The organism is Lysobacter silvisoli, from assembly GCF_003382365.1.
Taxonomy (GTDB): Bacteria; Pseudomonadota; Gammaproteobacteria; order Xanthomonadales; family Xanthomonadaceae; genus Lysobacter; species Lysobacter silvisoli.
Map to the genome: position 1 here is coordinate 732,458 of NZ_QTSU01000002.1, position 26,589 is coordinate 759,046.

At 65.3% G+C, this 26,589-nt stretch carries 21 protein-coding genes; 11 read left to right on the forward strand and 10 right to left on the reverse strand.

What is annotated here, in order from left to right; all coding sequences use genetic code 11:
- Positions 1-12: 12 nt before the first annotated feature.
- A complete protein-coding gene (locus DX914_RS14525) occupies positions 13-3,156 on the reverse strand; it encodes a TonB-dependent receptor (protein WP_115859900.1) in 3,144 nt (1,047 codons plus the stop codon).
- 356 nt (positions 3,157-3,512) lie between these two features.
- Between DX914_RS14525 and DX914_RS14530 the strand changes: the two genes are divergently transcribed.
- The 3 genes from DX914_RS14530 (at position 3,513) to DX914_RS14540 (ending at position 6,562) form a co-directional block, all read left to right on the forward strand.
- Positions 3,513-4,553 carry a sensor histidine kinase gene (locus DX914_RS14530; RefSeq protein ID WP_158549325.1) on the forward strand — a complete coding sequence of 347 codons (1,041 nt, stop codon included), beginning with the start codon at positions 3,513-3,515 and terminating at the stop codon, positions 4,551-4,553.
- The gene (locus DX914_RS14535) at positions 4,550-5,269 is read left to right on the forward strand and encodes a LytR/AlgR family response regulator transcription factor (protein WP_115859904.1); all 720 of its coding nucleotides are present in this window, start codon (positions 4,550-4,552) and stop codon (positions 5,267-5,269) included. Before DX914_RS14530 ends, DX914_RS14535 begins: the two co-directional genes overlap by 4 nt.
- 342 nt (positions 5,270-5,611) lie before the next feature.
- The gene (locus DX914_RS14540) at positions 5,612-6,562 is read left to right on the forward strand and encodes an alpha/beta fold hydrolase (RefSeq protein ID WP_115859906.1); all 951 of its coding nucleotides are present in this window, start codon (positions 5,612-5,614) and stop codon (positions 6,560-6,562) included.
- A 21-nt stretch (positions 6,563-6,583) separates the two neighbouring features.
- Here DX914_RS14540 and DX914_RS14545 read toward each other — a convergent pair whose 3' ends face one another.
- Complete coding sequence (locus tag DX914_RS14545; protein ID WP_115859908.1) at positions 6,584-7,573, reverse strand: GlxA family transcriptional regulator; 990 nt, start codon at positions 7,571-7,573, stop codon at positions 6,584-6,586.
- Between the two features lie 116 nt (positions 7,574-7,689).
- Between DX914_RS14545 and DX914_RS14550 the strand changes: the two genes are divergently transcribed.
- Complete coding sequence (locus DX914_RS14550; RefSeq protein WP_158549326.1) at positions 7,690-9,600, forward strand: TonB-dependent receptor domain-containing protein; 1,911 nt, start codon at positions 7,690-7,692, stop codon at positions 9,598-9,600.
- Between the two features lie 43 nt (positions 9,601-9,643).
- Here DX914_RS14550 and DX914_RS14555 read toward each other — a convergent pair whose 3' ends face one another.
- The 6 genes from DX914_RS14555 to DX914_RS14580 form a co-directional block, all read right to left on the reverse strand.
- A complete protein-coding gene (locus DX914_RS14555) occupies positions 9,644-10,741 on the reverse strand; it encodes an efflux RND transporter periplasmic adaptor subunit (protein WP_115859912.1) in 1,098 nt (365 codons plus the stop codon).
- Positions 10,742-10,764: 23 nt separating this feature from the next.
- On the reverse strand, positions 10,765-13,860 hold the full coding sequence (locus DX914_RS14560) for an efflux RND transporter permease subunit (protein WP_115859915.1): 3,096 nt from the start codon (positions 13,858-13,860) through the stop codon (positions 10,765-10,767).
- 279 nt (positions 13,861-14,139) lie between these two features.
- On the reverse strand, positions 14,140-14,997 hold the full coding sequence (locus DX914_RS14565; RefSeq protein WP_115859917.1) for a LytR/AlgR family response regulator transcription factor: 858 nt from the start codon (positions 14,995-14,997) through the stop codon (positions 14,140-14,142).
- Positions 14,998-14,999: 2 nt separating this feature from the next.
- Positions 15,000-16,082, reverse strand: coding sequence for a sensor histidine kinase (locus DX914_RS14570; protein WP_115859920.1), 1,083 nt, complete (start codon positions 16,080-16,082; stop codon positions 15,000-15,002).
- 68 nt (positions 16,083-16,150) lie between these two features.
- A complete protein-coding gene (locus DX914_RS14575) occupies positions 16,151-16,534 on the reverse strand; it encodes a hypothetical protein (protein ID WP_231118296.1) in 384 nt (127 codons plus the stop codon).
- A complete protein-coding gene (locus tag DX914_RS14580) occupies positions 16,531-17,016 on the reverse strand; it encodes a pyridoxamine 5'-phosphate oxidase family protein (RefSeq protein WP_115859922.1) in 486 nt (161 codons plus the stop codon). The genes DX914_RS14575 and DX914_RS14580 overlap by 4 nt, the downstream gene beginning before the upstream one ends.
- A 258-nt stretch (positions 17,017-17,274) precedes the next feature.
- Between DX914_RS14580 and DX914_RS14585 the strand changes: the two genes are divergently transcribed.
- The 7 genes from DX914_RS14585 (at position 17,275) to DX914_RS14610 (ending at position 24,091) form a co-directional block, all read left to right on the forward strand.
- Positions 17,275-18,135 carry an NmrA family NAD(P)-binding protein gene (locus tag DX914_RS14585; protein WP_115859924.1) on the forward strand — a complete coding sequence of 287 codons (861 nt, stop codon included), beginning with the start codon at positions 17,275-17,277 and terminating at the stop codon, positions 18,133-18,135.
- A 752-nt stretch (positions 18,136-18,887) separates the two neighbouring features.
- Positions 18,888-19,817 carry a hypothetical protein gene (locus DX914_RS20070; RefSeq protein ID WP_147300686.1) on the forward strand — a complete coding sequence of 310 codons (930 nt, stop codon included), beginning with the start codon at positions 18,888-18,890 and terminating at the stop codon, positions 19,815-19,817.
- Between the two features lie 110 nt (positions 19,818-19,927).
- A complete protein-coding gene (locus tag DX914_RS14590) occupies positions 19,928-20,356 on the forward strand; it encodes a helix-turn-helix transcriptional regulator (RefSeq protein WP_115859926.1) in 429 nt (142 codons plus the stop codon).
- Positions 20,357-20,365: 9 nt separating this feature from the next.
- Positions 20,366-20,794, forward strand: coding sequence for a hypothetical protein (locus tag DX914_RS14595; protein ID WP_115859928.1), 429 nt, complete (start codon positions 20,366-20,368; stop codon positions 20,792-20,794).
- 5 nt (positions 20,795-20,799) lie between these two features.
- Positions 20,800-22,293, forward strand: a complete 1,494-nt coding sequence (locus tag DX914_RS14600) for a YfjI family protein (RefSeq protein ID WP_115859930.1) — start codon at positions 20,800-20,802, stop codon at positions 22,291-22,293.
- Between the two features lie 488 nt (positions 22,294-22,781).
- Positions 22,782-23,591 (forward strand): hypothetical protein, encoded by an 810-nt coding sequence (locus DX914_RS14605; RefSeq protein ID WP_115859933.1) that lies wholly within the window; start codon positions 22,782-22,784, stop codon positions 23,589-23,591.
- A 290-nt stretch (positions 23,592-23,881) separates the two neighbouring features.
- On the forward strand, positions 23,882-24,091 hold the full coding sequence (locus DX914_RS14610; protein WP_115859935.1) for a hypothetical protein: 210 nt from the start codon (positions 23,882-23,884) through the stop codon (positions 24,089-24,091).
- Positions 24,092-24,505: 414 nt separating this feature from the next.
- Here DX914_RS14610 and DX914_RS14615 read toward each other — a convergent pair whose 3' ends face one another.
- Together DX914_RS14615 and DX914_RS14620 are read right to left on the reverse strand one after the other, a co-directional pair.
- Positions 24,506-25,216, reverse strand: coding sequence for a MobA/MobL family protein (locus DX914_RS14615; RefSeq protein WP_115859938.1), 711 nt, complete (start codon positions 25,214-25,216; stop codon positions 24,506-24,508).
- A 409-nt stretch (positions 25,217-25,625) separates the two neighbouring features.
- A complete protein-coding gene (locus DX914_RS14620; RefSeq protein ID WP_158549328.1) occupies positions 25,626-26,507 on the reverse strand; it encodes a PDZ domain-containing protein in 882 nt (293 codons plus the stop codon).
- Between the last annotated feature and the right edge of the window lie 82 nt (positions 26,508-26,589).

Genomic DNA, 26,589 nt, shown 5'->3' on the forward strand with positions numbered 1-26,589 from the left:
GGGAGCGGGCCTTTAGAACTTGTAGGTCACGCCCAGGTACAGCTGGCGGCCCGAATAGGTGTTGGAATAGAACCGCGCCTTGGTGTCGTTGCCCAGGTGCGTGCGCTGTTCCTCGCGCGTGGCGTTGAGCACCGAGCCGGTCACCACCAGGTTGTCGTTGATGTTGTACGAGGCGTTCAAATCCAACTGCTCGTAGGGCTCGGTGTAGATGGTGAAGCCGTTGTTCAAGCCGCCGACCACTTCGCCGCGGCGATTGAACGAGGCGCGCGCCAGGAACTTTTCGTTCTCGTAGAACACGGTGATGTTGGCCTGGTTCTTGGCGCTGCCCACCAGCGGCGACTCGCCGATGGTCTCGCCATCGAGCACGATCGAGGCCAGGTTGGTGTCGTTGTAGGTGTAGTTGGCCTGGATGCCCAAGCCGAAATCGAAGGTGTACTGGCCGTACAGCTCGATGCCCTGCGACACGCCGTCCTGACCGTTGGCCTGGGTGGAGTAGTCCTGCACCGTCACCGTCTGCCCGCCCACCGTCATCTGCAGGTCGCGCACCACCGGCACGGTGAAGTTCTTCACGTCCTTGCGGAACAGGCCCACGCCCGCCACCGCGCCCGGCTTGAAGTACCACTCCAGGCCGATGTCGTACTGGTTGGCCTCGAACGGTTCCAGGCCCTTGTTGCTGCCCGAGCCGTACCAGCCGGGGTTGGTGGTGCCGCCGGCCACGCGGCGGTCGTTGCTGTACTCGTCGGAGTAGAAGCTCAGGCCGCCCGGGTAGGCGATGCTGGTGTAGCTGGGCCGCGCGATCACCTTCGACGCCGCGCCGCGCAGCACCAGGTTGTCGGTGATGTCCCAGGCGATGTTGAAGCTGGGCAGGATGTCGGTATAGGTCTTGTCCAGCGAGGCCAGCTCGTAGGTCTTCTGCTGCGCCAGCGCATTGGGCAGCCGGACGAAGCCGCTTTCGCAGCTGTAGCCGGTGTTGGAGTTCAGCAGCGCGCCGGCGGCCGGGTCGGTGCAGGACATCGGCGAACCGCCGGCGTTGTCGGCGAAGTAGTCGACGAAACGCTCGACCGAATCGCTGGACTCGGCATGCTGCTTGGTCCGCGCTACCCGGATGCCGATGTTGCCGCGCACGCGCTCGGTGCGGAAATTGGCCTGGAAATAGCCCGAGGACACCTTCTCGTCGACGTTGTAGATGAAGTCCTCTTCGCGACGGTTCTGTACGCCGCCGTAGCGGTTGTTCAAATAGCGGATGTACGCGGGATAGTCGATGCCCGGGAACACGTTGGCGCTGAAACCGCCCTCGATGTTGCCGATCGGCTTGCCCAGGAAGAAGCCCGGCTGCGCCACGCCCGCGGTGTTGTCGCAACCGGCCTGGTAGCGCTTGCTGTAATCGCTGGGGTCCGCGCCCTGGCACACCCAATAGGTGTTGCCGGTATTGCGGTGCACTTCGCCGTCGCTGTACTTGGCGCCGAACTGGATCGAATCCAGCCAGCCGCTCTCGAACAGCTTGCTGAAATCGGCCTGGAAGTGGCGCTGCTCGATCGTGGTTTCCATCCACGACGAATCGGTCGAGCCGGTGTCGATCTCGGCGATGCCGTTCATCAGCTGGTCTTGCAGATTGGGCGAGAACGTCGCCGTCGGCTTGCCGCTCAGGTCCCAGGCGCTGTAGGTATTGCCGGGCTGCCACACGCCGTTGACTTGCCGGCGCGGCTTGGCCGACATGCGGAAGTTCATCGACGGCCCGCCCTCGGACCAGGTGCGGCCGCCACCGAACGAGGCCTTCCACAGCGGGCTGATGTCCCAGTCCAGGCTCAGGTCGGCGGTCTGCGACAACGCCTTCTCGCGGCTGTAGTTGCCGGTGAGCTGCGGCGTGGGAATGGTGCAGTCGTCCGGGCCCCAGCCGCCGGGCGGCAGACCGGCCGCGGCCGCTTGGTCCTCGCTGCAGTAATAGGCCCTGCCGTTCTTGCGCTCGTACTCGGCGCCGGTGACGATGGTGCCGCTGGGATCGAAGGTAAAGCCGTTGAGCAGGCGGCCGCCGGTCCAGTTGCCGTCGCCGGCCACGCGCGCCAGGTTCCATTCCGGAACCTTCAGCATGTTCTGGATGTAGTCGCCTTCCAGCTCGAAGCGGAAATAGTTGGCGGTCAGGGTCAGGTTGTCGGTCGGCTTGAACTGGAAGGTCAGCTGGCCGCCCTTGCGCTCGCGCTCCTCGTCGCGCACCGCGAAGTTGACCGAGGTGGGCATGAAGAAACCGGAGTAGTGGCCGCCGTTCTGGTTGTAGATGCCTGAGCGGCCCCAGAAATTCGAGGCATTGGGCAGCGGATTGCCGTGCACGTCGACCGGCGGGTTGCGCGTCCTGCCGGGCACATTCCACACGTAGTCGTTGATGATGTTGCCGTTCGCATCGACGCGGTCGCTATACCACTGCCAGTCCTCGGTGGTGACCTCCATGCTGCGGTTGTTGCGCTTCTGCTGGGTCGCACCCACCAGAAAGCCGAAGCGGTTGTCGTCGCTATGCCAGGAATACAGCGCCGAGGCCTGGGCGTCGACGCCGCTGCTGGTGTCGGAGGTGGTGCCTTCGATGGTCACGAAACCCGAGTTGGATTCCATGTCCAGCGGCCGCCGCGTGTGCAGGATCACCGTGCCGCCGATGCCGCCTTCGTCGATGCGCGCCTCTGGCGTCTTGAACAGCTCGGCGCTGGACAGCATGTTCGACGGCAGCAGGGTGTAGTTGAACGAACGCGTGGCCTCGTCGTTGCTCTCCGAGGTGGCGATGTAGTTGCCGTTCAACTGGGTCAGGGTGAGGTCGGCGGCCAGGCCGCGCACGCTCACGTTCTTGCCTTCGCCGCCGTCGCGGGTGATGACCACGCCGGGCACGCGCTGCAGCGCATCGGCCACGTTCTTGTCGGGGAACTTGCCCACGTCCTCGGCGGTGATCACCTCGACCACGGCGTTGGCGTTGCGCTTCTGCTCCAGGCTCTTCTCGATCGCGTAGCGGTAACCGGTGACCACCACCGCGTCCAGATCGGTCGCGGTGGCGTCCGGCGGCGCCGCGTTGGACTCCTGCGCGTAGGCGGCGCCCTGCGGAACCACGGCGGCAGCCAGCGCGACGGCGATGGCGGCGGACAGCGAATTGCGAATGCGTGCGCTAGGCGTGCATTTCATTTCAATCACCCTCTCCCAAAGATTGATCGGCTGCTGACGCGACACTGTTTAGATCGATCCAATTTCTGAAGCCACGCACCCCCGTGCCGGCAGACCGGATCTGCCGTGTGGCCTGGTAGCGTCCTATGCCGCCCTGTACTGCCTGGTCCCTGTACGAACGATCGCCCTGCGTTTAGATCGTTCTAATTCGAGGCGCCAGAAATAGCACAGTGCTAGGCCGCATGCATGCTGCCGCGCAGCAATGCCTGCCCCTGCCCGCCCAGGCCCCGCCGCGGCGGTGGTGGAACGGGCCGGTTGTACAGCATCCTGCCGGCTCGAACGCTCCCGGCGCTGGGCCTATGCAACGGCAAACGGTTTTGACTTGGACCTGGGTCGGCGCCTGGTGGCTGCTCACCGGGCTGATCTGGACCGGGCAGATGCACGAAGCCTTCTCCGGGCAGGTGGGCTGGCCCACGCTGTTGCGCACCGAGATGGCCAAGGCGGCGCTGTGGATACCGTTCACCCTGCTGCTGTTCTGGTGCGTGCAGCGCCATCCGATCGAGCGCGGCTCGATGCTGCGCTCGTTGGGCTGGCTGAGCCTGGCCGTGCTCGGGATCATCGCGGCTCGCGCGCTATGCACCGCAGCCTTCAATCCTTGGGTGGGCTGGTACACGCAGTTGCCAGGGTGGCCCGCGCTGCTGCGCAGCAGCTTTCTCGGCAACCTGCTCACCGCCTGGATGATCGTCGGCGTGGCCCACGCCCTGCTGTTCGCGCAGCGCGACCGGCTGCGCCAGCAGCAACAGGCCGAGCTGCAGTCGCAGCTGTCGCAGGCGCGCTTCGAAGCGCTGGCGGCGCGGCTGGACCCGCACTTTCTGTTCAACGCGCTGCATTCCATCAGCGAAGTCATGCACCGCGACGTGGGCGCCGCCGACCGCATGGTGGTGGGCCTGGGCGGCTTGCTGCGGCAAAGCATCGATGGCGGAGCCACGCAGCATTCGACCTTGGGCGATCAGATCGAACTGATCGAGGATTACGTGGGGATCGAGCAAGTGCGCCTGGGCTCGCGCCTGCGCTTCGAGCTGGACGTGGATGAATCGCTGTCCCCGGCCGTGGTGCCGCGGCTGCTGCTGCAACCCCTGGTCGAAAACGCGATCCGCTACGCGGTTGCGCCGCGCACCCAGCCCGGCCGCATTCGGGTGAGCGCGCGCCGCCAGGACCATCGCTTGCGGCTGGAGGTCAGCGACGACGGCGACGCGCAGGCGGCGGCGCCGCCGGGGCATGGCGTCGGTCTGGCCAGCGCACAGGCGCGGCTGCGACACCTTTACGGCGAGGACTTCGGCTTCGACGTGGCCGCTACGCCGGGCGGTGGCACCTGCGTCCGCATCGACCTGCCGTTGCGTGTGGAGGCGGCGGCATGAACCGGCCCCTGCGCGCGATCGTGGTGGACGACGAGCCGATGGCGCTCGCGCGCCTGTCGCGCCTGCTGCACGAGCACGGCGGGGTCGAGGTCCTGGCGGAGTGCGCGGACGGCGCGTCGGCCCTGGCGGCGCTGCGCTCGCATCGGCTCGATGCCGCCTTCCTCGACATCCATATGCCGGGCATCGACGGGCTGCAGGTGTCGGCCGACGTCGCTGCAGGGAACACCTGCATCGTCTACGTGACCGCTCATTCCGAACACGCCGTGCGCGCGTTCGAGACCGACGCGGTCGACTACCTGCTCAAGCCGTTCACCACCCGGCGCCTGCGCGCCACCATCGAGCGCCTGCGCGCCCGCGTGGCCGCACGCGGCCCCGCCTATCCCGAGCGCCTGTTGTTGCAGGCGGGCGCACGCCAGCGCCTGGTCCCGGTGCAGACCATCGACTCGCTGGTCGCCAGCGCGAACTACGTCGAGGTCCATTGCGGGCAGGAGCGGCATCTCGCACGCGAGACCCTGACCGCGCTCGAAGCCAAGCTCGATCCGGGCCAGTTCATCCGGATACACCGTTCGCACATGGTGCGCATCGGCGCGGTGCACGATGTTGAGCTGCTGCCATCGGGACAGTACCTGTTGCGGCTGCGCAATGGGCAGAAGCTTTCCGGCGGGCGTATGTACCGCGATAGATTGCGCAATGCACTGGGACTCGCCGGCATGTAGCAGCAGCCGCTCTGCTTTGCTCCCTCCTTTGAAAAAGGGTGAGAACGCGCGCTTGCGAACCGCAGGTTCGCGCACGGTCGAACGCCGGCAAGCTGTGCTTGCCGACTGGGCGGGCCGGGGAGGATTTGCTTTCACCTCCAGACGTGAAGCGAAGCGCCAAAGCAAATCCCCCTCAAACCCCCTCAACAAAGGGCGACGCTCTGACGCGGGCTAACGCAGGACTTGGTCGACCAACGTTCGCAGGCGAATCTCTGTCGTTCATCCCAAACCCATTGCCGGGCCCGGAACGCCGCTGCATCAATGCCTGCACCGCCTGAACTCAGGCCTGCACACCGACCCCACATGGACCGACGCGACTTCCTGGGTTCCTGCGCTTCGATCGCCGCCCTGGCTGCCTGCGGCAGCGCTTTGGGCAAGCAAGCCGAGTCGGCGGAAACGACGGCTTTCGCCGCGCTACGCCGCTACGCGCCAACTTCTTTCGGCCGCATCGCCTACGTGGAGCGCGGCCGCGGCCCGGCCGCCCTGTTCCTGCACGGCCTGCCGCTGAACGGGTTCCATTGGCGCGCATCGTTAGAGCTCCTCGCGCCGCATCGCCGCTGCATCGCGCCGGATTTCATGGGCATGGGCTACACCGACTCGCCCGAGCCGCAGGATCTTTCCCCGCAAGCCCAGACCGACATGCTCGCGGCCTTCCTAGACCGCCTGGGCATCGCATCGGCCGATATCGTCGCCAACGACAGCGGCGGCGCGATCGCCCAGCTGTTCGCCGTGCAGCACCCCAAGCGCGTCCGCACGCTGCTGCTGACCAACTGCGACGTGCACGAGAACTGTCCGCCGCCGCAGATGCTCAATTCCATCCACGCGGGCATCGCCGGCGCCTACGACCCGAAGATGCAGAAGCATTTGGACGATCCGGCCTATGCCCGCTCGGAGAAGGGCATCATCGGCGCCACCTACATGAAGCCCGATCAGGTGACGGATGCGGCCATCGACTATTACTTCAGGCCGCTGGTCGCCTCCGCCAAGCGCAGATCGCAACTCAACCGCTACCTGGCCGCGCTGCTGGCCAACCCCCTGCTTGCGATCGAACCCAAGCTCCGTCGCCTGGACACCCCCACGCGCATGGTCTGGGGCACCGGCGACGTGCTGTTCCCGGTCGTGTGGGCGCACTGGTTGGACCGGACCCTGCCCGGCTCCCGCGGCGTGCGGCGGGTGGAAGGCGGCAAGCTGTTCTGGCCGGAGGAGCGGCCGGACGTGATCGCCGAGGAGGCCAGATCGCTTTGGGGCGTCTAGCCGTCTAAGACGATCGCCGCTTCAGGCCGCGCGGCTGGGCTTGAAGCGCTTGCGGTATTCCATCGGCGCGATCCCGAGCTGGCGGCGGAACAGGCGCCACAGGGTGCCCTCATCGCCGACCCCGGTCCGCGTCGCGATGGTCTTCAGCGGCAGCGAGGTGTGTTCGAGCATGCGCTGCGCCTGCTCCAGGCGCATGCGCCGTATCACCGACGACGGCGTCTGGCCGAAATCCCGCTCGCAGACCCGCGCCAGCGTGCGCGTGCTCATGCCCGCGAGCTTGGCCAGCTTGGCGATCGGCAGCGGCTTGGCCAGATGGCCCTGGATCAGGGCGGTCAGGATATGCACGCTGCTGTCGAGTTCGCGCGCGGGCACGATGCTCTCGTCGAAGAACATGGCCTGCTGGTCGGAGCGCCGCAGATACAGCACCAGGCTCTTGGCCACCGTCAGCGCGGCACGGTGGCCGTGGTCCTCTTCGATGATGGCCAGCATCAGATCCAGCCCGGCGGTGATGCCGGCCGAAGTCCAGACCCGGCCGTCGCGCAGGAACAGGCTTTCGCTCTCCACGCGCGCACGCGCGAAGCGGTTGCGCAGCTCGTCGCGATAAACCCAGTGCGTGGTGGCCGAGCGGCGGTCGAGCAAGCCGGCCTCGCCGAGTACGAACGCCCCCGTGCAGATGGACACGATGCGCGAGATTCGACGCGAATGCTCGCGCAACCACCGCGCCACCTTCATCTCACCGGCGGAACGGCCATTGGCCGGCGTGGCGCCGGCGATCACCACGGTATTGGGAAAGCCGTTGCGCGCGGCTTCTTCGATGGAACTGGCGCCGCCCAGCACCACGCCATGGCGGGTAGGCACGGCGCCTCGCGCCGCCGAGACGATCTTGGGCGCGTAGGCAGGCCAGCCCAGGACTTCGTTCGCATACCCCAGCACCGACCAGGGACCGCTGAGATCGAGCAGCTCCGATCCCGGAAACACCACGAACCAGACTTCGCGAGTGCGATTGCGCATTCGCGCACATTACGCCAGGTGGCAAGAAATGCAATCGTATGAGCCGTTGCATCGGGGCGCGCATCGCGTTGCGGACCACAGAATTTCCGGGCCTTCCTCGAGCCCGGGTTCCGCCTATGAGCCGCAACGCGCCACGCCTCGCCAGTCTTGCCATCAGCTGCGCCGTCGCCACACCCGCGCTCGCGCAGGACAACGCGCTTACCTCGGCGGTCGACGCCTTCGGCGAGCGCGCGGGGATCGAGCAATCCGGCTTGTATACCGAAAGCCAGGTGCGCGGCTTCGACCTCAACGACAGCGGCGCCTACCGCATCGACGGCGCCTATTTCGGCCGTGCCGCGGCCATGGACGACACGGTGCTGTCCAGCGTCGGCGTGCGCGTGGGCGTGAACGCCGCGCGCCTGGATTACCCGGCGCCGTCGGGCGTGGTGAACTACCGCTTGCGCGAAGCCGGGGCCAAGAACGAATTACGCCTGGGCCTGGGTTTCCGCGATTTCGGCACACGCGTGGTCCAGGCCGACGGCTCGGCCCAGGCCGGCACTTTCAGCGTCGCTGGCGGCGTGCTGTGGCGCCCGTTGCAGGTGCACCCGCAAGGCTACCGGGGCTCGGGCGTCAACGCCGGCGGCGTCGCCACTTGGAAGCTTGCGCCCGACCGGCGCTTGCGCGCGTTCACCTCGATCTACCGGCGCCACTACGACGGCGACTACGCGGTCACCCCGTCCGGCACGGCCATGCCACCGGCGTTGCGGCCGCTGCATCAGTACTCGCCTGCCTGGGCCGAGACCGTAGGCCTGAGCACCAACACCGGCCTGCTCTTCGACGGCCGCTTCGGCGGCTTCGAGGTCGACCTGTCGGCGTTCCGTTCGGTCTTCGACATCGACAAGAACGACTTCACCCTGATCTCGGCGGACGCGGCCGGGAATGCGACCGCGACCACCCTGCGCACACCGCGACGCGAGAAGCACGCGACCTCGGCCGAAGCCAGGATCGCGCGCTCGTTCGCGGCCGGCGCCTTCGATCATCGCGCCACCCTGTCCTTGCGCGGCGCGCGCACCCGCAACGAGTTCACGTCCAGCCAGGCCATCCCACTGGGCGCGTTCCATCTCTCCGGCGATCCGCCCGACCTGGCGGAGGTGGCGTGGTCCGGCCGTCGCGGTGAGGACCGGACCGAGCAGCTCACCGCCTCGGCCGGCTACGCCCTCACCTGGAACGACCGCCTGCAACTGCGTTTCGGCCTGCACCGCGTACGCTACGACAAGGCCTCGCAGGCGCTGTCCGGCAACCGCACCCAGCGCGTCAGCCTGAGTACGCACCACAACGCCTCGGTGGTGTTCAACCTGACCGGCCGCACCGCTCTATTCGGCAGTTGGGTCACCGGCCTGGAAGAAAGCGGCGCCGCGCCGGGCTCCGCGAGCAACCGCGACGAAGTGCTGCCGCCGGGCGAAGCCGAGCAAAAGGAGCTGGGCCTGCGGCACGCGCTCACGCCGCGCCTGACCTTCATCGGCGCGCTCTTCGACGTGTCCAAACCCAGCCAGGGCCTGCGCCAGGACGGCTCCTTCGGCCTGATCGGCGAAGTGCGCCATCGCGGCATCGAAGCCTCGATCGCCGGCAAACTCAACGACCGCACCAACCTGGTCGCCGGCCTGGTCCGCTTCGACTCCGAAGTCAGCGGACCGCTGGTGGACGCCGGCCTGGTCGGATCGCACGGCGTCGGCGTCGCCCAAACGGTGGCCGCGGCCAGCATCGAATACCGGCTGCGCGAGAACTGGTCCCTGGACGCCAGCCTCAGTCACACCGGCGAGCGCTGGGCCAACACCGCCAACACCCTCAAAGCCCCAGCGCTCACCACCCTGAGCCTGGGCACCCGCCGCCGTTTCGTCCTCGGCCAGCACCCGGCCGAGTTGCGCGTCGTCGCGTCGAACCTGAGCGGCGAGGAGGGCTACACGGTCGCACGCTCAGGGCTGCTGACGCCGGTTCCGCCGCGGACGATCCGGGCCGTGCTCACGATCAATTTCGGCTCCAAGGACTGAAGTCACCACGCGGCGGTCCGCGCGCATCGGTGGCAAGCCGCGATCAACGCAGCGCCACCCTGCTCGCGGCCGCCTGCACGGTCACCGCCTGCCCCGGCTCCACCCGTTCGCCGCCGCGCACGATCAGACGATCGCCGGGCTTCACCGCGCCGCTGATCTCGACCAGGTCGCCGACTTCGGTACCGGTGCGCACCGGCAGGCGCTCGGCTTTGTTGTCGGCGCCCACGCGCAACACGAAGCTGCCTTCGCGGCGCAGGATCACCGCGTCGCGCTGCACCGCCACGGTCACGCGCGGCGTGGCGCTGGGCATGCCCACTTCCACCGCGGTCCCGACCGGCCGTTCGCGCGCGTCCATCGCGATGCGCAGTTCGAGCTGGCGCGAAGCCTCGTCGCCCACCGGCACGACCGCGCTGATCGGATGCGTGCGTTCCTGGCCGTCCACCCGCACCAGCACCGGCAAACCCACGGCCAGATAGCGGGCCAGGTCCACCGGCGCGCGCACGCGCACCTCTTGCGCCGAGGTATCGACCAGCCTGGCGACCGCGGCGCCGCCCGCCACGTACTCGCCCAGTTGCACCTGCCGTTCGGCGACCACGCCGGAGAACGGCGCGCGCACGGTCATCTGCGCACGCTGATGCCGGGTCTGCGCGAGCAGCGCCTGCGAACGCGCACGGTCCTGCATCAGCACGTCGCGCTCGGAGCGCAGTTGCTCGTACTGGGCGCGCGCGATGTTCTGCTGCGCGGCCAACTGCGCGTAGCGCTGCTCCTGCCGCGTGGCCTGATCGAGTTGGGCCTGGATGCGGGCCAGTTCCGCCTGCCCTTCCTGCTCGCGCAGGCGCAGCGCCGCGTCGTCGAGCACCGCCAGCGGCTCGCCGGCGCGCACGTTCTGGCCGACCTCGGCCACGCGCACCACGCGGCCGCTCTGCTCGCTGGCCACGCGCGCATCCTGGCGGCTGATGACGCTGCCGGGCGCCCAGCGGCGCGGCGCGAGTTCGGTGCTCACCGCGGCCGCCACGCCCACGATGGCCGGCGGCGTGGCGGGTTTGTCGGGAGCGCTCGCGTCGGCGTCGTAGTCCCACAGCGGGACGGACACGGCGGCGGTGAGCGCCGCGGCGATCAAGGTTTTATACAAAGTGCGCATGGCGGGCTCCGTGGGGAGGGAGATCAGGACAGGGGTTGGGGTAGCGCGTCATCGGCCGGCGTGTCGCGGACGCGCACGGGACGGCGCGCCTCGGCCAGGCGCAGCAGCGCAGGCACCAGCACCACGGTGAAGACCAGGCTGAGCGCGACGCCGCCGACCGACACCGCGGCCAGGCCGCGGTAGATCACCGCGCCGGGACCGGGGTTGATCGCCATCGGCAAGGCGCCCAGCACGCCGGTCAGGGCGGCGATCAGGATCGGGCGCAGACGCTGCGCCAGGGCTTGCTGCAGCGCGGCCTCCAGGCTTGCGCCGGCGGCTTGCGCCTCGCGGGTCTGCGCGACCAGCAGGATCGCGTTGTTGATGACCATGCCCAGCAGCATGATGAAGCCGATCATCGACAGCAGATCCAGCGTCTGCCCCGCCACCAGATCCAGCGCGTGCAAGCCCAGCACGCCGCCGAACACGGCCATGGGCAGGGTCGCCATGACGAAGGCGCTGTCGCGCAGCGAGCCGAACATCGCGGCCATCAGCAGGAACAGCACCACCAGCGCCATCGCGAAGTTGATGCCCATGGTGCGCACGACCTCGCCCAGGCGGTCGGCGCTGCCGGAAATGCGGATCGCGGCGTCGGCGGGCAAGGCCTCGCGCAGCGCCGGCACCACGTCCTGGTTGACGATGTCCAGCGCCTCTTCCAGCGACATCGCCGCCGGCGGGTCCACCGTCAGGGTCACGGTGCGGCGCCGGTCGATGCGGCGCAGCTGATTGGGCGCGAGCACGGTGTCCACCTGCGCCAGCTCGCCCAGGCTCAGCAAACCGCCCTGCGGCGTGGCCAGCGGCGCGGCGCCCAGGCGGCTGAAATCTTCCTCGCGATTGCTGCGCAGGATGATCGCCAGGCGGCGGTCGCCGTCGAAATGCTCGCCCAGCCATTGGCCGTCGCCCAAAGCGCGCACCACCGTGCCCAGCTCCGGCCGCTGCCAGCCCACTTCGGCCAGGCGGCGGTCGTCGGCGGTGATGCGCAGCTCCGGGGTGCCGGCGTCGGCATTGGGCCAGGCCTGCACGTTCGCGCCGGGGAACAGCTCGGCCAGGCGCTTGCGCCCGGCTTCCGCCGCTTGCGCCAGCGCATCGCCGTCGCCGTGTTGCAGGTGGATCTGGATCGCCCGCGCCGAACCGCCGAAGCTGCCGAACAGCTCGCCCTCGCCGGCGAAGGCGCGGGTATCGGGGAAGCCGACCACGATCTCGTCGCGCACGATGCGCTCGAGTTCGCCGATATCGTCCGGGTCGACCACGCGCGCGCCGATGGTGCCGCCGCCGGGCCAGACGTTGACGTACCAGTTACTCAACTGCGGCGCCTTCTCCCCATCCATGTACGGGCGCATGCGCTGCAGGATCGTGGGCACGATCTCGCGATTGACCCGCTCCGGGCTCATGCCCGGCGGAAAGTTGAAGAAGGCGTCCACCGCCGCGCGCTTCACCGGCGGCAGATAGTCGATCTGCGGCAACAGCGCGTAGGTGAGCACCACCGGCGCCACCACCAGCGCGCCGACCCAGGCCCATTGGCGGCGGCGGCCGGTGGTGGTGCGCAGGGCCCACTCGCTGACCCGGGTCCAATAGTGATGCTGTTGCGCGTTCTGCTTGCCCACGCGCAGCCAGTTGCCCGCGGCCGCCGGCAGTACGGTGAAGGCGATCAGCAGCGAGATGCCGACCGCGATCGAGATGGTGAGCGCCAGGTCGGCGAACAGCTGACCCTCCACGTCCTCCATGAAGATCACCGGCAGGAACACCGCCACGGTGGTGAGCGTGGACGCGAACAGCGCGCCGCCGACCTGGCGGGTGCCTTCCAGCGCCGCGCGGCCGGCGGGCACGCCCTCCTCGCGCAGGCGCACGATGTTCTCGGCCACGACCACGGCCGCGTCCATCACCATGCCCACGGCGAACGCCAGGCCGGCGAGCGAGATCACGTTGAGGCTGCGCCCGGTCAGCTGCAACACGATGAAGGTGGCCAGCAGCGAGATCGGAATGGCGCAGGCGATTAGGGTGGTGGCGCGCGCGTCGCGCAGGAACCACCACAGGCAGCCGATGGCCAGCAGCACGCCCGCGAACAGGTTGCCCGACAGCAGGCCCACGGCGCGGTTGATGAACACCGAAGCGTCGAAGCTCTGGCGTATGTCCAGGCCCAGCGGCTTGAGGTCTTTCTCGCGTATCTGCTCGACCGCCGCCTTGACCTCATCCAGCGTGTCCAGGACGTTGGCGCCGTTCTCGCGCAGGATGCGCAGACCGATCGCGGGGTTGCCGTTCTGGTAGGCGAAGAAGCGCTGCTCCGGCCGCTTCACCTCGACCTGCGCCACATCGCCCAGGCGCACCGGGCGGCCGTCGCGCCAGGCCAGGATCAGTTCGCCCAGGGCCTCGGGCGAATAGCGGCCGGCGAAGCGCATCACGTATTCGCGCCGGCCGGCCTCGACCACGCCGCCGGACACGTCGGTGGCGCGCGCGGCCACCGCGGCCACCTGCGGAATCTGGATGCCCATCGCCGCGGCGCGCTCCAGGTTCAGGGTAATGGTGAGTTCCTCCGGCGCGCCGCCGTTGATCTCCACCCCGGCCACGCCGTCCACGGCCGACAGGCGCGGCACGATGCGGTCCTCGATCATCTGCCGATAGTCGAGGATGTCGCCGGGCGTGCCCGGCAGCTTCTGCACGAAGAAGAAGGTCAGCGAATTGTTGGCGTTGTCCGCGCCGGCCTGCACCACCGGCGGCGTGGCGTCGCGCGGCAGCGGCTGCAGCCGGTTCATGCGCGCCAGCACTTCCACCAGCATCGCGTCCATGTCGCTGCCCACGGCGAAGGTCAGGCCGATCTGGCTGTTGCCGGCCTGCACGTTGGACGCGATTTCCTCCAGGCCGGGCAGGCCCTGCATCACCGCCTCGATCGGCTCGACGATTTCCGATTCCATCTCCTGCGGCGAGGCCGCGCGCCAGCCGGTCTGGATCGACATCTGCGGGCGTTCGATGTCCGGGAACAGCTGCAGCGGCAGGTCGAGCAGGCTGATCAGCCCGAAGGCGCAGACCATGATCACGGCCACGGCGACGGCGGCGGGATTGCGCAGGGAGGCTTCGGTGATCTTCATGGCGCATTCGTCGGCAGGCAGGCCGGCGCACGATGCGCCGCACCTGCAAGCCGGCGATGGGCCGGAAGTCACAGCTTGCGGCCAGTGGTTGCGGTGGTGCGACCAAGCGTTTGCCGGAACCCGGCGCGTGCGGTCGGCGCGATCTGCGCGCACGCCGCTCCCGGCCCCGCCCGCTTAGGAGCCTAGGTCCGATGCCGTTGTCAGGAGTCGGGCATAGCTAAAGCATCCCCCCTAGCGCTGGGGGAGAACGGGCCTATGCGCACCGCGAATCGGCGCGCCTCAGATCAGCAAGGCGACCTTTTCCCGGTGGGTGCGCGACAGCTTCAGTTCCTGGCCGCAATCCAGCCGGATGTAGCCTTCGCCATTGGTATGCGGGCGCAATTCCACCACCCGCTTGGCGTTGACGATCGTAGAGCGGTGAATGCGCGGAAAGCGCTGCGGGTCCAGCTGCTTCTCCAGCTCGCGCATGGTCCCGCGCAGGATCAACGTTTCGCCGTCGGTGTGGATGCACATGTAGTCGCCGGCCGCGTCGATCCAGCGGATGCTGCCCAGGTCGATGCGCACCGTGCGGTTGCCGTCGCGCACCGCCAGCTTGTTGTCGCTGCGCAGCTGTTCGATGGCGTCCGGGCGCAGCGCCTCGTCCAGGCCCAGCGGCTCGCGCCCGCTCAGCTCGCCGAGCAGGCCCAGCAAATGCGCGCAATGGCCGCTGGCATCGCGCTGGCTGCGCGCGTAGCGCACGCGCGCCAGCGCCTGCGCCAGCCGGCCTTCGTCCACCGGCTTGAGCAGATAGTCGGTGGCGGACGCCTCGAAGGCGCGGATCGCATAGTGGTCGTAGGCGGTGACGAACACCACCAGCGGCATCTCCGCCGCGGGGATATGGCGCAGGGCCTCGAAGCCGTCCACGCCCGGCATCTGCACGTCCAGGAACATCAGGTCCGGGCGCTGCGTGTGCACCGCGGCGATCGCCGCCGCGCCGTCGCCGTACTGGCCCACCACGTCCACATCCGCGTGCTCGGCCAGCCGCAGCACCAGGCCGCGACGCGCCAACGGCTCGTCGTCGACGATGATGGTGCGCAATCGCGCCTGGGCCTGCCGCTCTGCGCGCTCGATGGCGTGCTCGCGAACACTGCGATCCATGATTACTCCCCGGCGCCCTTGGCTTCGAACGGCAGGCGCAGCTCCACCTCGATGCCTTGTCGGCGATTGCGGACCGTGAAGCCGCCGCTGTCGCCGTACAGCACGGCCAGGCGCTCGCGCGTATTGCGCAGGCCCACGCCCTTGCCCGGCGGAAGATCGCCGTTCTCCAGCGCGTTGCAGCCCGGACCGTCGTCGATGACCCGCAGCACCAACTGCTCGCCATCGTGCCGCGCCTCGATCCGCAGCAGGCCGCCCTCGACCCGCTTGGCCACCGCGTACTTGATCGCGTTCTCCACCAGCGGCTGCAGCAACAGGCTAGGTAGCAGCGCGCGCCAACAATCCTCTTCGATGTCGGTCTCGATGCGCAGCCGCTCGGTGAAACGCATCTTCTCGATGTCCAGGTACAGCGTGAGCGCATCCAACTCCTGACGCAGGGTTACCCGCTGCATCGGATCGCTGTCCAGCGAGTGGCGCAGGAACGACGACAAGCCCTGCACCATGCGATTGGCGGTGGGATTGTCCCGATCCAGGATCAGGGTTGAGATCGCATTGAGCGTGTTGAACAGGAAATGCGGATTGAGCTGGTAGCGCAGCATCTTCAGCTGCGCCTGATGGGCCATGGTGCGCGAGGCCAGCGCCCGCCGCGTCTCGTCCTGCAACTGGTGGTAGTACTTGACCCCCATGTAAAGGCCGACCCAGGCCAGCACCACATAGATGTAGCTCAGCGAATAGGCGATGTAAGCTGCGTTGTTCATCGGCACGCAGGTATCGCAGAACTCGATCATGACCCGGCGCGTGATCAGGTCCATCACCGCCGAACTGGCCAGGATCGGCACCACCATGATCGCCAACAGTCGCCGCGGCGGCAGCGACCAGTTGCCGCGCAGCAGGTAGCGCAGGCCCAGGGTGACCAGCGAACCGGTGACGGCCGCCGTCATGGGCACGACCCAGTAACCCGCCGGCTTGCCGTAGGCCACCGACTGCAGATAGCCCAGCCCGAAATAGGCCAGCCAGCCACCCAGATGCAGCACCCAGAACAGGCGCTCGCGCGGCAGATCGAACGGACGGGTTGCGGTAATGGCCATGGGTGCCGGGAGCGCGCTGACGCGGATGCGGGGATGCTACCCCCAGAACCGGCGCCGCCGGCAACGGTTCATCGGCCGATCCGAACGCTTCGCCGATTCGGCGCACCGTCCGGCCCGCCCCGGCTCTTACCCCGGCCCTCGAGCGCCGCATACCACGTCGCATAGGGCGTCCGGGCGATGGCCCGGCGGTTGTAGTCTGGCGCCCCGTCCGTCCACCAGACCGGCCCCCGCTCGCCCAGCCGGCGCTTGGCACTATCGACGCGGCGCCGCGCCTCGGCCATCGCCTGGGCATCCTCCGCCGCAGCCTTGACCGCACGCCGCGCCGCCATCAGCTCGCTCACCGCCTCGGCCCTCTCGGCCTCGGACAAATGCGGGTTGCTCGTCCGCCACAAGCGTCCGTCCACCACGATGTAACGCCCATCGGGTGTCCTGAGCGGCGCCTGGCGTGTCAGCGCCGTAGATCCACCTCGCCGACCTTATCCGCGTAATCCCGCTTGGGGTCCACGCCGAGCAGCATCTTGACCCCGGCGAGCATGCTGTTCTCGTTCAACCACACCTCCGCGTTGCGCGCATCGAAGCGCAGCAGGGCCAGATTGGGATCGTCCTTGCCGCCCTCGTACCAGGCGGCGATGAAGGGATTCCACAGGCGCTCGATCACGGCCGGATCGGTGTCCAGGTGCAGAGTGCCGTCGATGCTGGCGAACAGCGAGTGGTCCTTCGCCGCGAAGGCCACGGTGGCCTGACGCGGCTGGCCGAGGCCCTGCACCAGCTGGTTGTCGCGCGCGGTGAAGAACCACAGCGGCGACTGGTCGCCCTCGGCCAGAGCCGTCATGGGCCTGGTGTGACCGCCTTCGCCCTCGGCCCCGAGCATGACAGTGCGGTCGTCATGCAGGTGCTTCCACAACTTGCGCTCTAGGGCTTCGGAATCGGCCATGTCTACTCTCCTGGTGGGTGCGGCGCGGCGGGCGACTGAGGGCCGCTACCGGTTCACCTTGGCAGGGGAAGAGTTAATGGCGCGCGTGATGCATGCGAAGACCGTGTTAGGAAGAACCAGCAAATGACCAGCAAATGAAATTGAATCTGGTCGCATTTATGGGCTAGCTCGCTCGGGCCACGCTTTCACATAGCGGTCCCAGCACCGCCTGCAACATCAGCAGCCTTCGCTGAGCGCCAAGTGCATTGGAGAATCCGTATGCATGTGATCATGGGCGGCACCGGCCATGTCGGATCGGCCACCGTCGAAACCCTGCTCGCCCAGGGCGAGGGCGTGCTTCTGGTCACGCGCGATGCAGACCATGCAGCCCGATGGCATCGCAAGGGCGCGCAGATCGTCGAGGCGGATATCAACGACGTCCCTTCCTTGCATGCCGCATTGAAGCGCGGCAAGCGCGCATTGCTGCTCAACCCACCGGCGGATGTCGCCACCGACACCGATGCTGTCGAGCGCCGTACCGTCCGGAACATTCTGGAAGCGTTGAACGGCACTGGCTTGGAGAAAGTGGTAGCCGTCTCGACCGGCGGCGCACAACCCGGCGAGCGGTTGGGAGATCTCAACGTGCTCTGGGAGCTGGAAGAAGGCTTGCGTCGTCAGTCCATCCCGGCGGCGATCAATCGTGGCGCGTACTATATGAGCAACTGGGACAGCCAACTCGACAGCGTTCGCGCAAACGGCGTCCTTTCGGCGATGTTCCCGGCCGACCTCCCCATCCCCATGGTCGCCCCCGCGGACCTGGGCCGCGCCGCGACGGCGCGCCTGACGTCCGGCATCGACGACATCGGCGTTCGCTACGTCGAGGGTCCGGCCGACTACACCTGCAACGACGTCGCCGCCGCGTTCGCTTCGGCGCTGAACCGGCCGGTGAGGGTCGAAGTGACGCCGCGCGATCAGCTGGAACAGGCGTTTCAATCGCTAGGCTTCTCCGAGGCGGCCGCCACTTCCTATGCCCGGATGACCACCGTGTCCATCGACGGCGGTTTCGATCGCGCGGAACGTCCGATACGCGGTGAGATCAGCCTGGATGCTTACATCGATGCGCTGGCTGCCAGCTTGTAACCGTCTGACCACGGAAATCAGCGCAGGTTGAGTTCTGCAGGCCGCGCTGCCGAGTGCATCAACCTGAGGCCCCCGTAAGGGCGCTGGCTGCCTAGAGCCCGAAGCCTCCCATCGCTCTTCAACAATTGGGGGGAGTAAGACTTCCGATGGCGGCGCAAGTCGACATGCGCCACCAACCTTGGTGGGCCCACCAGCAACCGCATTGTTCAGACAACCCATTGAATATTTTGAATTACAAGAAGGCTCCTTACATTGCTTGACTCGCACTTTGACTCACTTTTTGACTGGCAGCGACCGGACAAAGCGAGACCAGGTTGGACATTCTCGGGGTCCAGCCTTCTTCGGCTTGCGTCAGCCGTCGTCGTGGTGGAATGAAATCGATCAACACCTCGAAAAGCGGGGCAGGACGCTGGCGCAAGTGTGATGCTCAACCTGCCAGCAACGTGCGTGCCGGCTAAAGCACCCAGACCAGCTACCGCGCGGGCCCTTTCTTTGACGCTCCGACGGGGCCGCTGGCCACATCCCAGCTGCGCAGCAGCGACAAGCTAGGTTGCCGCCAGCATTCGCCTATACGCAAGTAGAACGAGGCGGCGCTTTACGCCGCCTCATTCTTGGCTCGACACCTCTGCTCTGGTACCGCAGGCGCATTCGGCGATGTCCCGGGCCAAGCCCGGAAGCCCGCAAGCCCGCAAGCCCGCAAGCCACCGACTACACTCCTGCAGAGCCCCGCACTGGCCGGTAGAAAAAACCACATGCATACACGTCCTTCCTCCCTGAGCCAGGCTCTTGGCCAGGCACCCGCCCCATCCCCGCGCTTGGTCCCGACGTTCAAGTCCAAGGCATTCCCAGACACGGGTAGGTATGACAGCAGCGAACGACTCCCAAACCTGGATCTACTGCTCGACAGCACGTTGGAGCGGATCAAGCACTCTCGCGCATCTCACGCGAGTGATCAAACTTCGTTCCTGCAGATCTGGGACAAGGTGTGCGACAAGCTCTGCGAACTGAAGAATGCCTCCAGCTACGAGCGCTGGAAGACTCACGAGGACGTGATCAAGAACCAAAAGTGGCTAGCGCAGTTTGACAATCGCATTGCCGCCGCTTGGGGAAATAAGAGGCTTGACGAGTTCGATGCATTGCGGGAAGAGCGAAAAACGGTGAAGCCAAAGGTACGGGCAACCAGGGACGATGCGCTTGAGATTGCTGTCGCCTACTGGATAGAGGCAAAGAATGCTCGGAATGATTTAGATGATGCTCGAGTTCTGCATGCTCTTATTGAATGTCATCTGTACATTGGCATCACGCAATCGACAAAGTCAGAGTCTGAATCGAAAAGCGATGCCGGAAAACTGACGGGCCTGAGCGCCAGGGATGAGATGGTCGCGGTAGCCATCGAAGTACTCCGCAATATGCAAGTCGACAAGAAAATGAAGAAGGATTATCTGTGGGAAGAGGTTACAAAGATCATCCATTCCACACCAAAATATGCAGGCGTACTGAAAGACTACGACGACCAAACCAAAGCAGGAAAGAAGGATGTGGAACCAATCTTCTACCGATTGACCACGACACTGAAGCGGTGGTCTGCCAAGAAAGATCCGAAGTATCAGGAGCTTGCAGCCCAGTATCGCCAAGTGTGCCAACGAATTGAGCAGCTCAGCGCGCAAGACACAAGACGCTAGGCGCGTCAAGTCAACAGCTAGCTGTGCGTCTGACAGATAAAGTGGACGACGTCAGCCTTCCTCGCACTGCAGCGCACTTCTGCGCTCGGTTCACAACGAGGAAACTGAAGATGTTGAATCCCACTACCAAGCAGATCAGGCGCCGCGACCATCGCGGCGCGAGCGTCCCGGCCCTTCCGACGCTCAACGGGAGCCCCCACGATGTGGAACGCGGCTTCCAGTTTTTGTATTCGCTGATCGAAGTCCGCGTCATGGAACGCCTCGAGGAGATCTTCGACCGCATTCGGCGCATGGAAGCGGCGATGAGCACGCAACTTACGACCTCCCACCGCGCGATCCGCCTGCCCGAAGTCCTCGACATGCTCGGGATCAGCAAGAGCACCCTCTATGGGCGCCTCGATCCGGCGTCGAGGTCGTATGACCCCCGCATGCCCAAGCCGTTCAAACTCGGCAACAGCGACCGGTCCCCTACGGTGTGGTGGAACACCGACATCAAGACCTTCCTCGAATCCTGCGCGAACGCGCACCGCCCCAACTAAGGTCAAACCATGAATCTCGACAACAACAACCCGGCGCCCAAGGGGCGCCGGGATAGGCAGACGCGCCTCGAAACCGAAGGCGTGCAGGCGCTGTACGACAAGTTGGACCGCCTGATGGCGAAGGCCAAACCCACCAAGCGCGAGCAGATGCAGCAGCGTTTCCGTGAACTCTATCCGAGGCTTGAGAGCTACCTCATGAGCGGAAGGCTTGTGCGTGATGTCCTGACTGCTTTCAACGACTTGGCCCAGGCCAACGTCTGTGCCCGCACGTTCAACGACATGCTCGATCAGGAACGCGCCCGCCGTGACGAGAACGGGAATCTCATCTGTTGCGACACGTGCGGCCAGGCACTGAAGCCCACCCGCAAGAGCGCAACTCCCAATCTCAGCTCCACCAAAACGCCCATCTCGTCCCTGATCCCCAGCGCATCGGAGTAACCGTCATGTTCACCGTCAATCAGCGTCCTTATCCCATCAACGCTTTCCCGCCGCGCATCTGTCGCGCAGCGGAAGAGCTGATCATGAACATCCAGGTCACCGACATCATCGCCGGTACCTCCTGTCTCACCGCCCTGTCGACGGCGCTGAGCCCCTTGGTCGACTGGAAGCATCCACTGTCCGGACAGATCCGCCCGTGCGCCCTCTATCAGGCCATCACGGCGGCCTCAGGTGACCGCAAATCCGCGGCCGAAGTGGCGCTCTGCCGCCCCCTCCATGATCACGATATGGAGGCCTTGGAACATGAGGAGGACCTGAAGAAGAAGCACAGGCTGGCAACGGCGCGCTGGCGCGCATTGCACAAGCGCGCCCTTAGCCAGTACGCGAGGCTGATGGAAGCGGGCGACACGGCCGCAGCGGAGGCACATCTGTCAGCTGTTGAAGCCCAGGAGCCGACCTTGTCCCCGTCCCCTCGTCTCATTCATTCCGACACCACCAAGCTTTCCATGTTCGAAGCACTGGAAGGCGACGGCATGGCCATGGCCCTGCTGACGGATGAAGGCCAAACCTTGCTGGCCAGCACCGTGATGCGCCACTTCGGCTTTCTCAACAACACTTGGGACGGCAAACGACTGCTGACCCTTGACCGTGCTGACCATACCCACCTCATCGCCAAGAATTCGCGCCTGACGATCAGCTTCATGATCCAGCCCGACGTGCTGGCGGACTTCTTCGCCAAGCGGGGAGCGCAGGTGCGGGCCTCCGGCTTCTGCGCACGCGTCCTGTTCTCCAGGTCCCCATCGATCCACGGCCTCCGTCCGCCGCAGTTTAGCCCGCCCCCCGTTCATCTCCTGCCCTTCCACGCGCGCCTCCAAGAACTGCTCGCGGCCTACACGCGGATGCTCGAATCTGGGCGGATGACTCGAGACATCATCGAGTTCGATGAGCAGGCCAAGCAGCTGTGGTTACAGATCGCAACAAAAGTCGAGACTGACCTCTACCCAGGGCTCTTCCTCCACGACATCAGCGACTTCGGCAACAAATACCTGGACATCGTCGGCCGCATTGCCTGCCTCCTGCACTACTTCGAGGCCGACACCGCCAGCCTCCCGGACGACCCGGAAGCCCGCGTCGCAGCGATCGGGCAGATCTCTGCTGACACCCTGGGTCGCGCAGAGCAGATTGCCGGATGGCACCTGTTCGAGTACAAGGCGCTGTTTTCCCCGCCGCTGATTCGGTCGCCTGATGAGTTGGATGCCGACAGCGTCTACTCGTTCCTGTATCGGTACATCCACGCTCAGGGCAAGGACTCGGTGCTGAAGAACTACGTGCGCCAGTACGGCGGCATTCGCGATAGTGACCGCCTCAATAGCGCCCTCCAGATCCTGGTCGGCCGCCAGGCGGTCCAGATCAACTCGGTGAAGCAGGCATGGAACAAGAAGGCCAAGGAATTCATCGTACTTAATCCCGCGTACTTCAACACCTTCCCGATCCACTGACTCGACCACCAAGACACCAGCCAGCCCATCGGCCCACCAAGCCGGTGGGCTTTTTTTTGCGCCGGACTGCGAGTAGGCGACCCGTTCATCGACGTCGCCCCATAGGTCCGGCCGGCCTTGCGCAAAGGCGTGGCCGTGCTCCGATAGAACCAGGCGCCCCACTCGACCGGATCGCTTTTCCGCACGACGCGCCTGGAATCGACGACCTCTTCGCAGGCCCCGAACTCGGCGACCGAAACCTGTGCCAGGTGCTGGCCCAACGCCCAGTCGCACCTGCGCCTCCGGGTCAGCGCGATCGCGCACAAAGCAGCAGCTTGAACCGCGGTCGGGCCGCGGACGGCAGTGCAGGACTTCTCGGAAGCTGTCGGGTTCGCTTCCGTTAGTTCAGCCTCCGCGCGCACCGCAGGCCGGCACCACACAGCCAAAGAGGCCGCATATTGCATCCTCGCACATTGTGCACTACATTGTGCGCACATCTCGGAGGCAGCATGACCTGGTCCTATCAATACCCCGCTCGGACGGCGACCCACTTGGAGACGGGACTGGTGTTTTCGATCACCTATGACGCCGTCCACCCAACGTGGGACGTCCACCTTGATGGCGAGTGGCCGGCGAGCGTCACCGAAGTGCAAGTGAGCGCATTGGCCGAGGAGCTTGTCCAGTTCATCCGCGACCGGTACATCCAGCGCGAGATGTCAGAGCTTCTACATGGAGCCTACGGCGGAGATTTCGAGCTCGCTTCCATGGTTCTACGTCGCCAAACGAACAAGAAGGTTTCGGTGCGAACACTGCAGGCTTGGATGATGCCAGCTGATCGTCCCAGCAGCCGACGGTGCCCTGAGTGGGCATTGGTGGCCCTAGAGCAGTATCTCGGACAAAACCCGGGAGCCGCGCGGGGCTGGAAAGAGGTCCGCTCGGTCTATCGCAGCACGCCGGAAGGGCTTGCAAGCTCACTGCACCAGGCGTCGCGCGAGAGGTCACTCCAGCGAGTCGATGCCAGGATGGCCAAAGAACAGAAGGTCCATGACAAATGGCAGAAGGCAAGCATGCGGGAACTTCCCGGGATGTTGGCCGAGCTTGAAATACGTCTGCAGCGGGAAGCGGACTTCAACATGGAATATCGCATGATCATGAATGAAGCCATTCGTGTCAGCGAGAACTTCGAAGAATTCAAGCGAAATTTCAACCGGGAGCTCGGACGGAAATTTGATCTCGACGGCGAGGAAAGGGAGATCGCTGAAGACCTCACGAAGAACAGGAACGAGTTCGCGCGAGAAGACGGAACGAAGCCCGATTGAGTCTGCGCCACGCCTTCTTTAACAGTCAAATGGCAGGGCTATGACGACGTTCTACTACGAGTGCTATATCTGCGGCTGCACCGTCTATTCAAGGGATGAGGACGATGGAGAGGACAGCTTTGAGCGGATCTACAACCAAAACTGTGGCTGCGAGGACAGAAAACGCGAAGCGGATTACAAATCTGACTCGGACGACTGATGCCATCCTTGCTGCGCAGCACCGGTGATCCCAAGCCATCACGGCTCGGCAGCAGTGTTTGCCTTCCAAATCGATTCCGGAGCTGAGACGGATGCTGCTGGTGAGCCACGGAGCGCTGCTCCTCGTGGATACGACCGACGCGACGATCCGATCCGGCGGAAACCTGGTCTTGTTCATGGCACGCAGCAACCTGACAGCCTGGACACGACTTGGAAGCGCGGCGCTGGTGGAGGTCAAAGCGGACTACCTCACGGGTTCGCTGGATGTCGAGGCGGTCGATGAGCACCTGGATGCGGAGTGACGACGCCTACGCGATTCATCCATGTCCGGGCGAGCTCTGTTGGGGCTGAGCCTTTTGGTGCGTTGCCACAGTGGATCGCCACGATCATAAAGGACCAAGACACTGGCGACATACGCGATCTCGAATACGCAGATCGACCAAGGCAACACGAATGACGTCGACAGAATGACGACTCGATTGACGTCGGATAAGAGCCCGCCCCGGGTAGAAGGCGCAGTCCCACGCCAGGAGGCGGCACGGCCCGCGCTTTTTCCTATCAGGGATCAAGCCCATGCTATTCGTGCTACTTGTGGCACGAATAGCATGGAGTCGGACAGAGCCTATCGGGGAAAATTGCCCCGAAGCCAAGGATCGAGCCCCTCGGGAAGTGGCGGTGACTGCCTCAACCAGCGCCCCACCGATGAGGATGTCGGCTCAGTTTTCTCCGCGCTTCTTCTTGACGTACGCCTCTCGTTCTTCCTTCGTCATTTTGCGGATCTTCGCGGGCCCAAGGTAGCGCTCCGGCGCGCGATCTATGCCCCGCTCCTTCAGTGTCCGATGATCGATCCGGATGGTGTGCCCGTGCTTGCTAAGAGCTGCGTTTATCTGCTCGGTCACGGCCCTACGCTGATCGATCAGGTGCGCGCGCAAGGCTTGCGGCGTCTTTCCACCACTATCCTTACGACAGCCACCTTTTTCGGGGTTCGTCGGATGATAGCGCCTGAACATAAGCTCTGGTGGTCGCTCAATCCCATCCGGGATCCGGTCACAGACGACTACGTGGACGTGAGGGTTTAACTCTCCCTGAAGTGAAGAGCACGGCATGTGGAGCGCGAACTGGAACGGCTTGATCCCCGCCAGCGTGCGTGCCTCAATCCAAGCGAGCTCCTTGAGTTGATCGACCATCAGCACATTGGGTAGAGAGACTGTGAACGATCGAAATACTGACCCGTTCTTTCGTTCGTGCCGCTCGGATGCTTTCCAAAGCTTCATGGGGTCGTTCTTGGCGAATTCGGGCATGTTTCCATAGCCCGTCTCCACCAGGTCATTGCGCGCTGCGTAAGATCCTTGACGGGTGATGTAGGCCAGGTGATCGGACGCGGTGCCATGTTTTCCGCTTCTGATACCGAAGTGTAATGATTCCATAGGTTAACCCTTTCTCTTGAGCATAAAAAAAGCCAGCGAGGATCGTCTCGCTGGCCTGCTGTCATTGATGATGTTTTGCGCTACTTCGTGAGAAACGGTTAGTGCACGTCAGCTTTTCTCCTACTGCACCATTGGCACAGTCAGATCTATCCACTCACTCAACTGTTGATGCTGCATGCCGACCTATTCTCATATGCATAGTCAATGCATGTAAGAAAATACCGAACATCATCCGATGTGTACTAACTCACACCGTAGGACGCTGGCATGGTCCAAGGCGGAACCCTGTCGCACAGAGACTGGTTGTGTCTAGCGGCCATCATGGACTGGCATGGTTTCAGGATGAATGCTGTCGTCATGACCATCCACAGCCTGCGGCTGCAAGACCACCCTACCCCTCACATAGCGATCAGTCGCCCTGCTTCTGCTTCTGCCACCATCCCTGCCCACCCTCCTGAGCCGGGGTGGTAGCCGCAGAACCCGCGGCAGTGGGCATGATGGGTGTTGCAGGCGAAGGAGTAGCGGCAGTGGCCTCCGCGACGGGAGGAGCGTTGGGAGCTGGCCGCTTGTGCACGACGACTTCGCCCTTGTTGAGCACCTGCAACTTGGCTTCCCCGATCTGTAGGTAGCCGAGCAACTGAATGGCTGCCGGGCTCTGTTCGGCGAGAGGGACGCCACCGATGTGGGTGATTATGTCGCCGGGACGCAGCCCGGCTTGTTCGGCCGGCGCCCCGGGCACCAGGGTTTCGATCACGGCCCCGACTTTGCGGGTCTTGCGGGTGGGCTTTTCGTAGGCCTGTATGCCCAACGCGTTGTGATCGCCGGGGACGACGCGCCCCTCTGCGAAGGCCGCCACCAGTTGTAGGCCAAGGTAGTTCTCGTTGTAGACCACCGGATTGGTGATCTCCAGCGAATTGCTGGCGTTGAACATGTTGGTGGCCACGGTCTCGAACTTGTTGCTCACCATCACATCGGAGCCCAACTGGGCCATCGTGAAGGTCAAGCGTCCCTTAGGCTCCTGCCACCCGCTATTCCCCTGCACCATCTGCACGCCGATGGATTGCCAGAACGACAGCGGAAATTCGTAGACCATGACGTTCTGGTCCTGCCGAACCGGGGTCTTCCCCGCGGGCAACATCATCGCCACGATGGCGTTCTGAACGTCCTGGACGCTGCGTCCTTTTACTGTAACCACCGGTGCAGGCGTGGAACCCAGCTTGGCCGGATCGGCGTGGACCTGGCCTGCGATCAACGCCAGCGCCAATGCGCCGGACCATACACGGTGCTTCATCCCTTCCCCCTTGTTCGGACCCAAGGTCCGTTCCCCAGCCCAGTTTACGGATGCCAGCTTGCCCGTGGGTGCTCTCACGAGG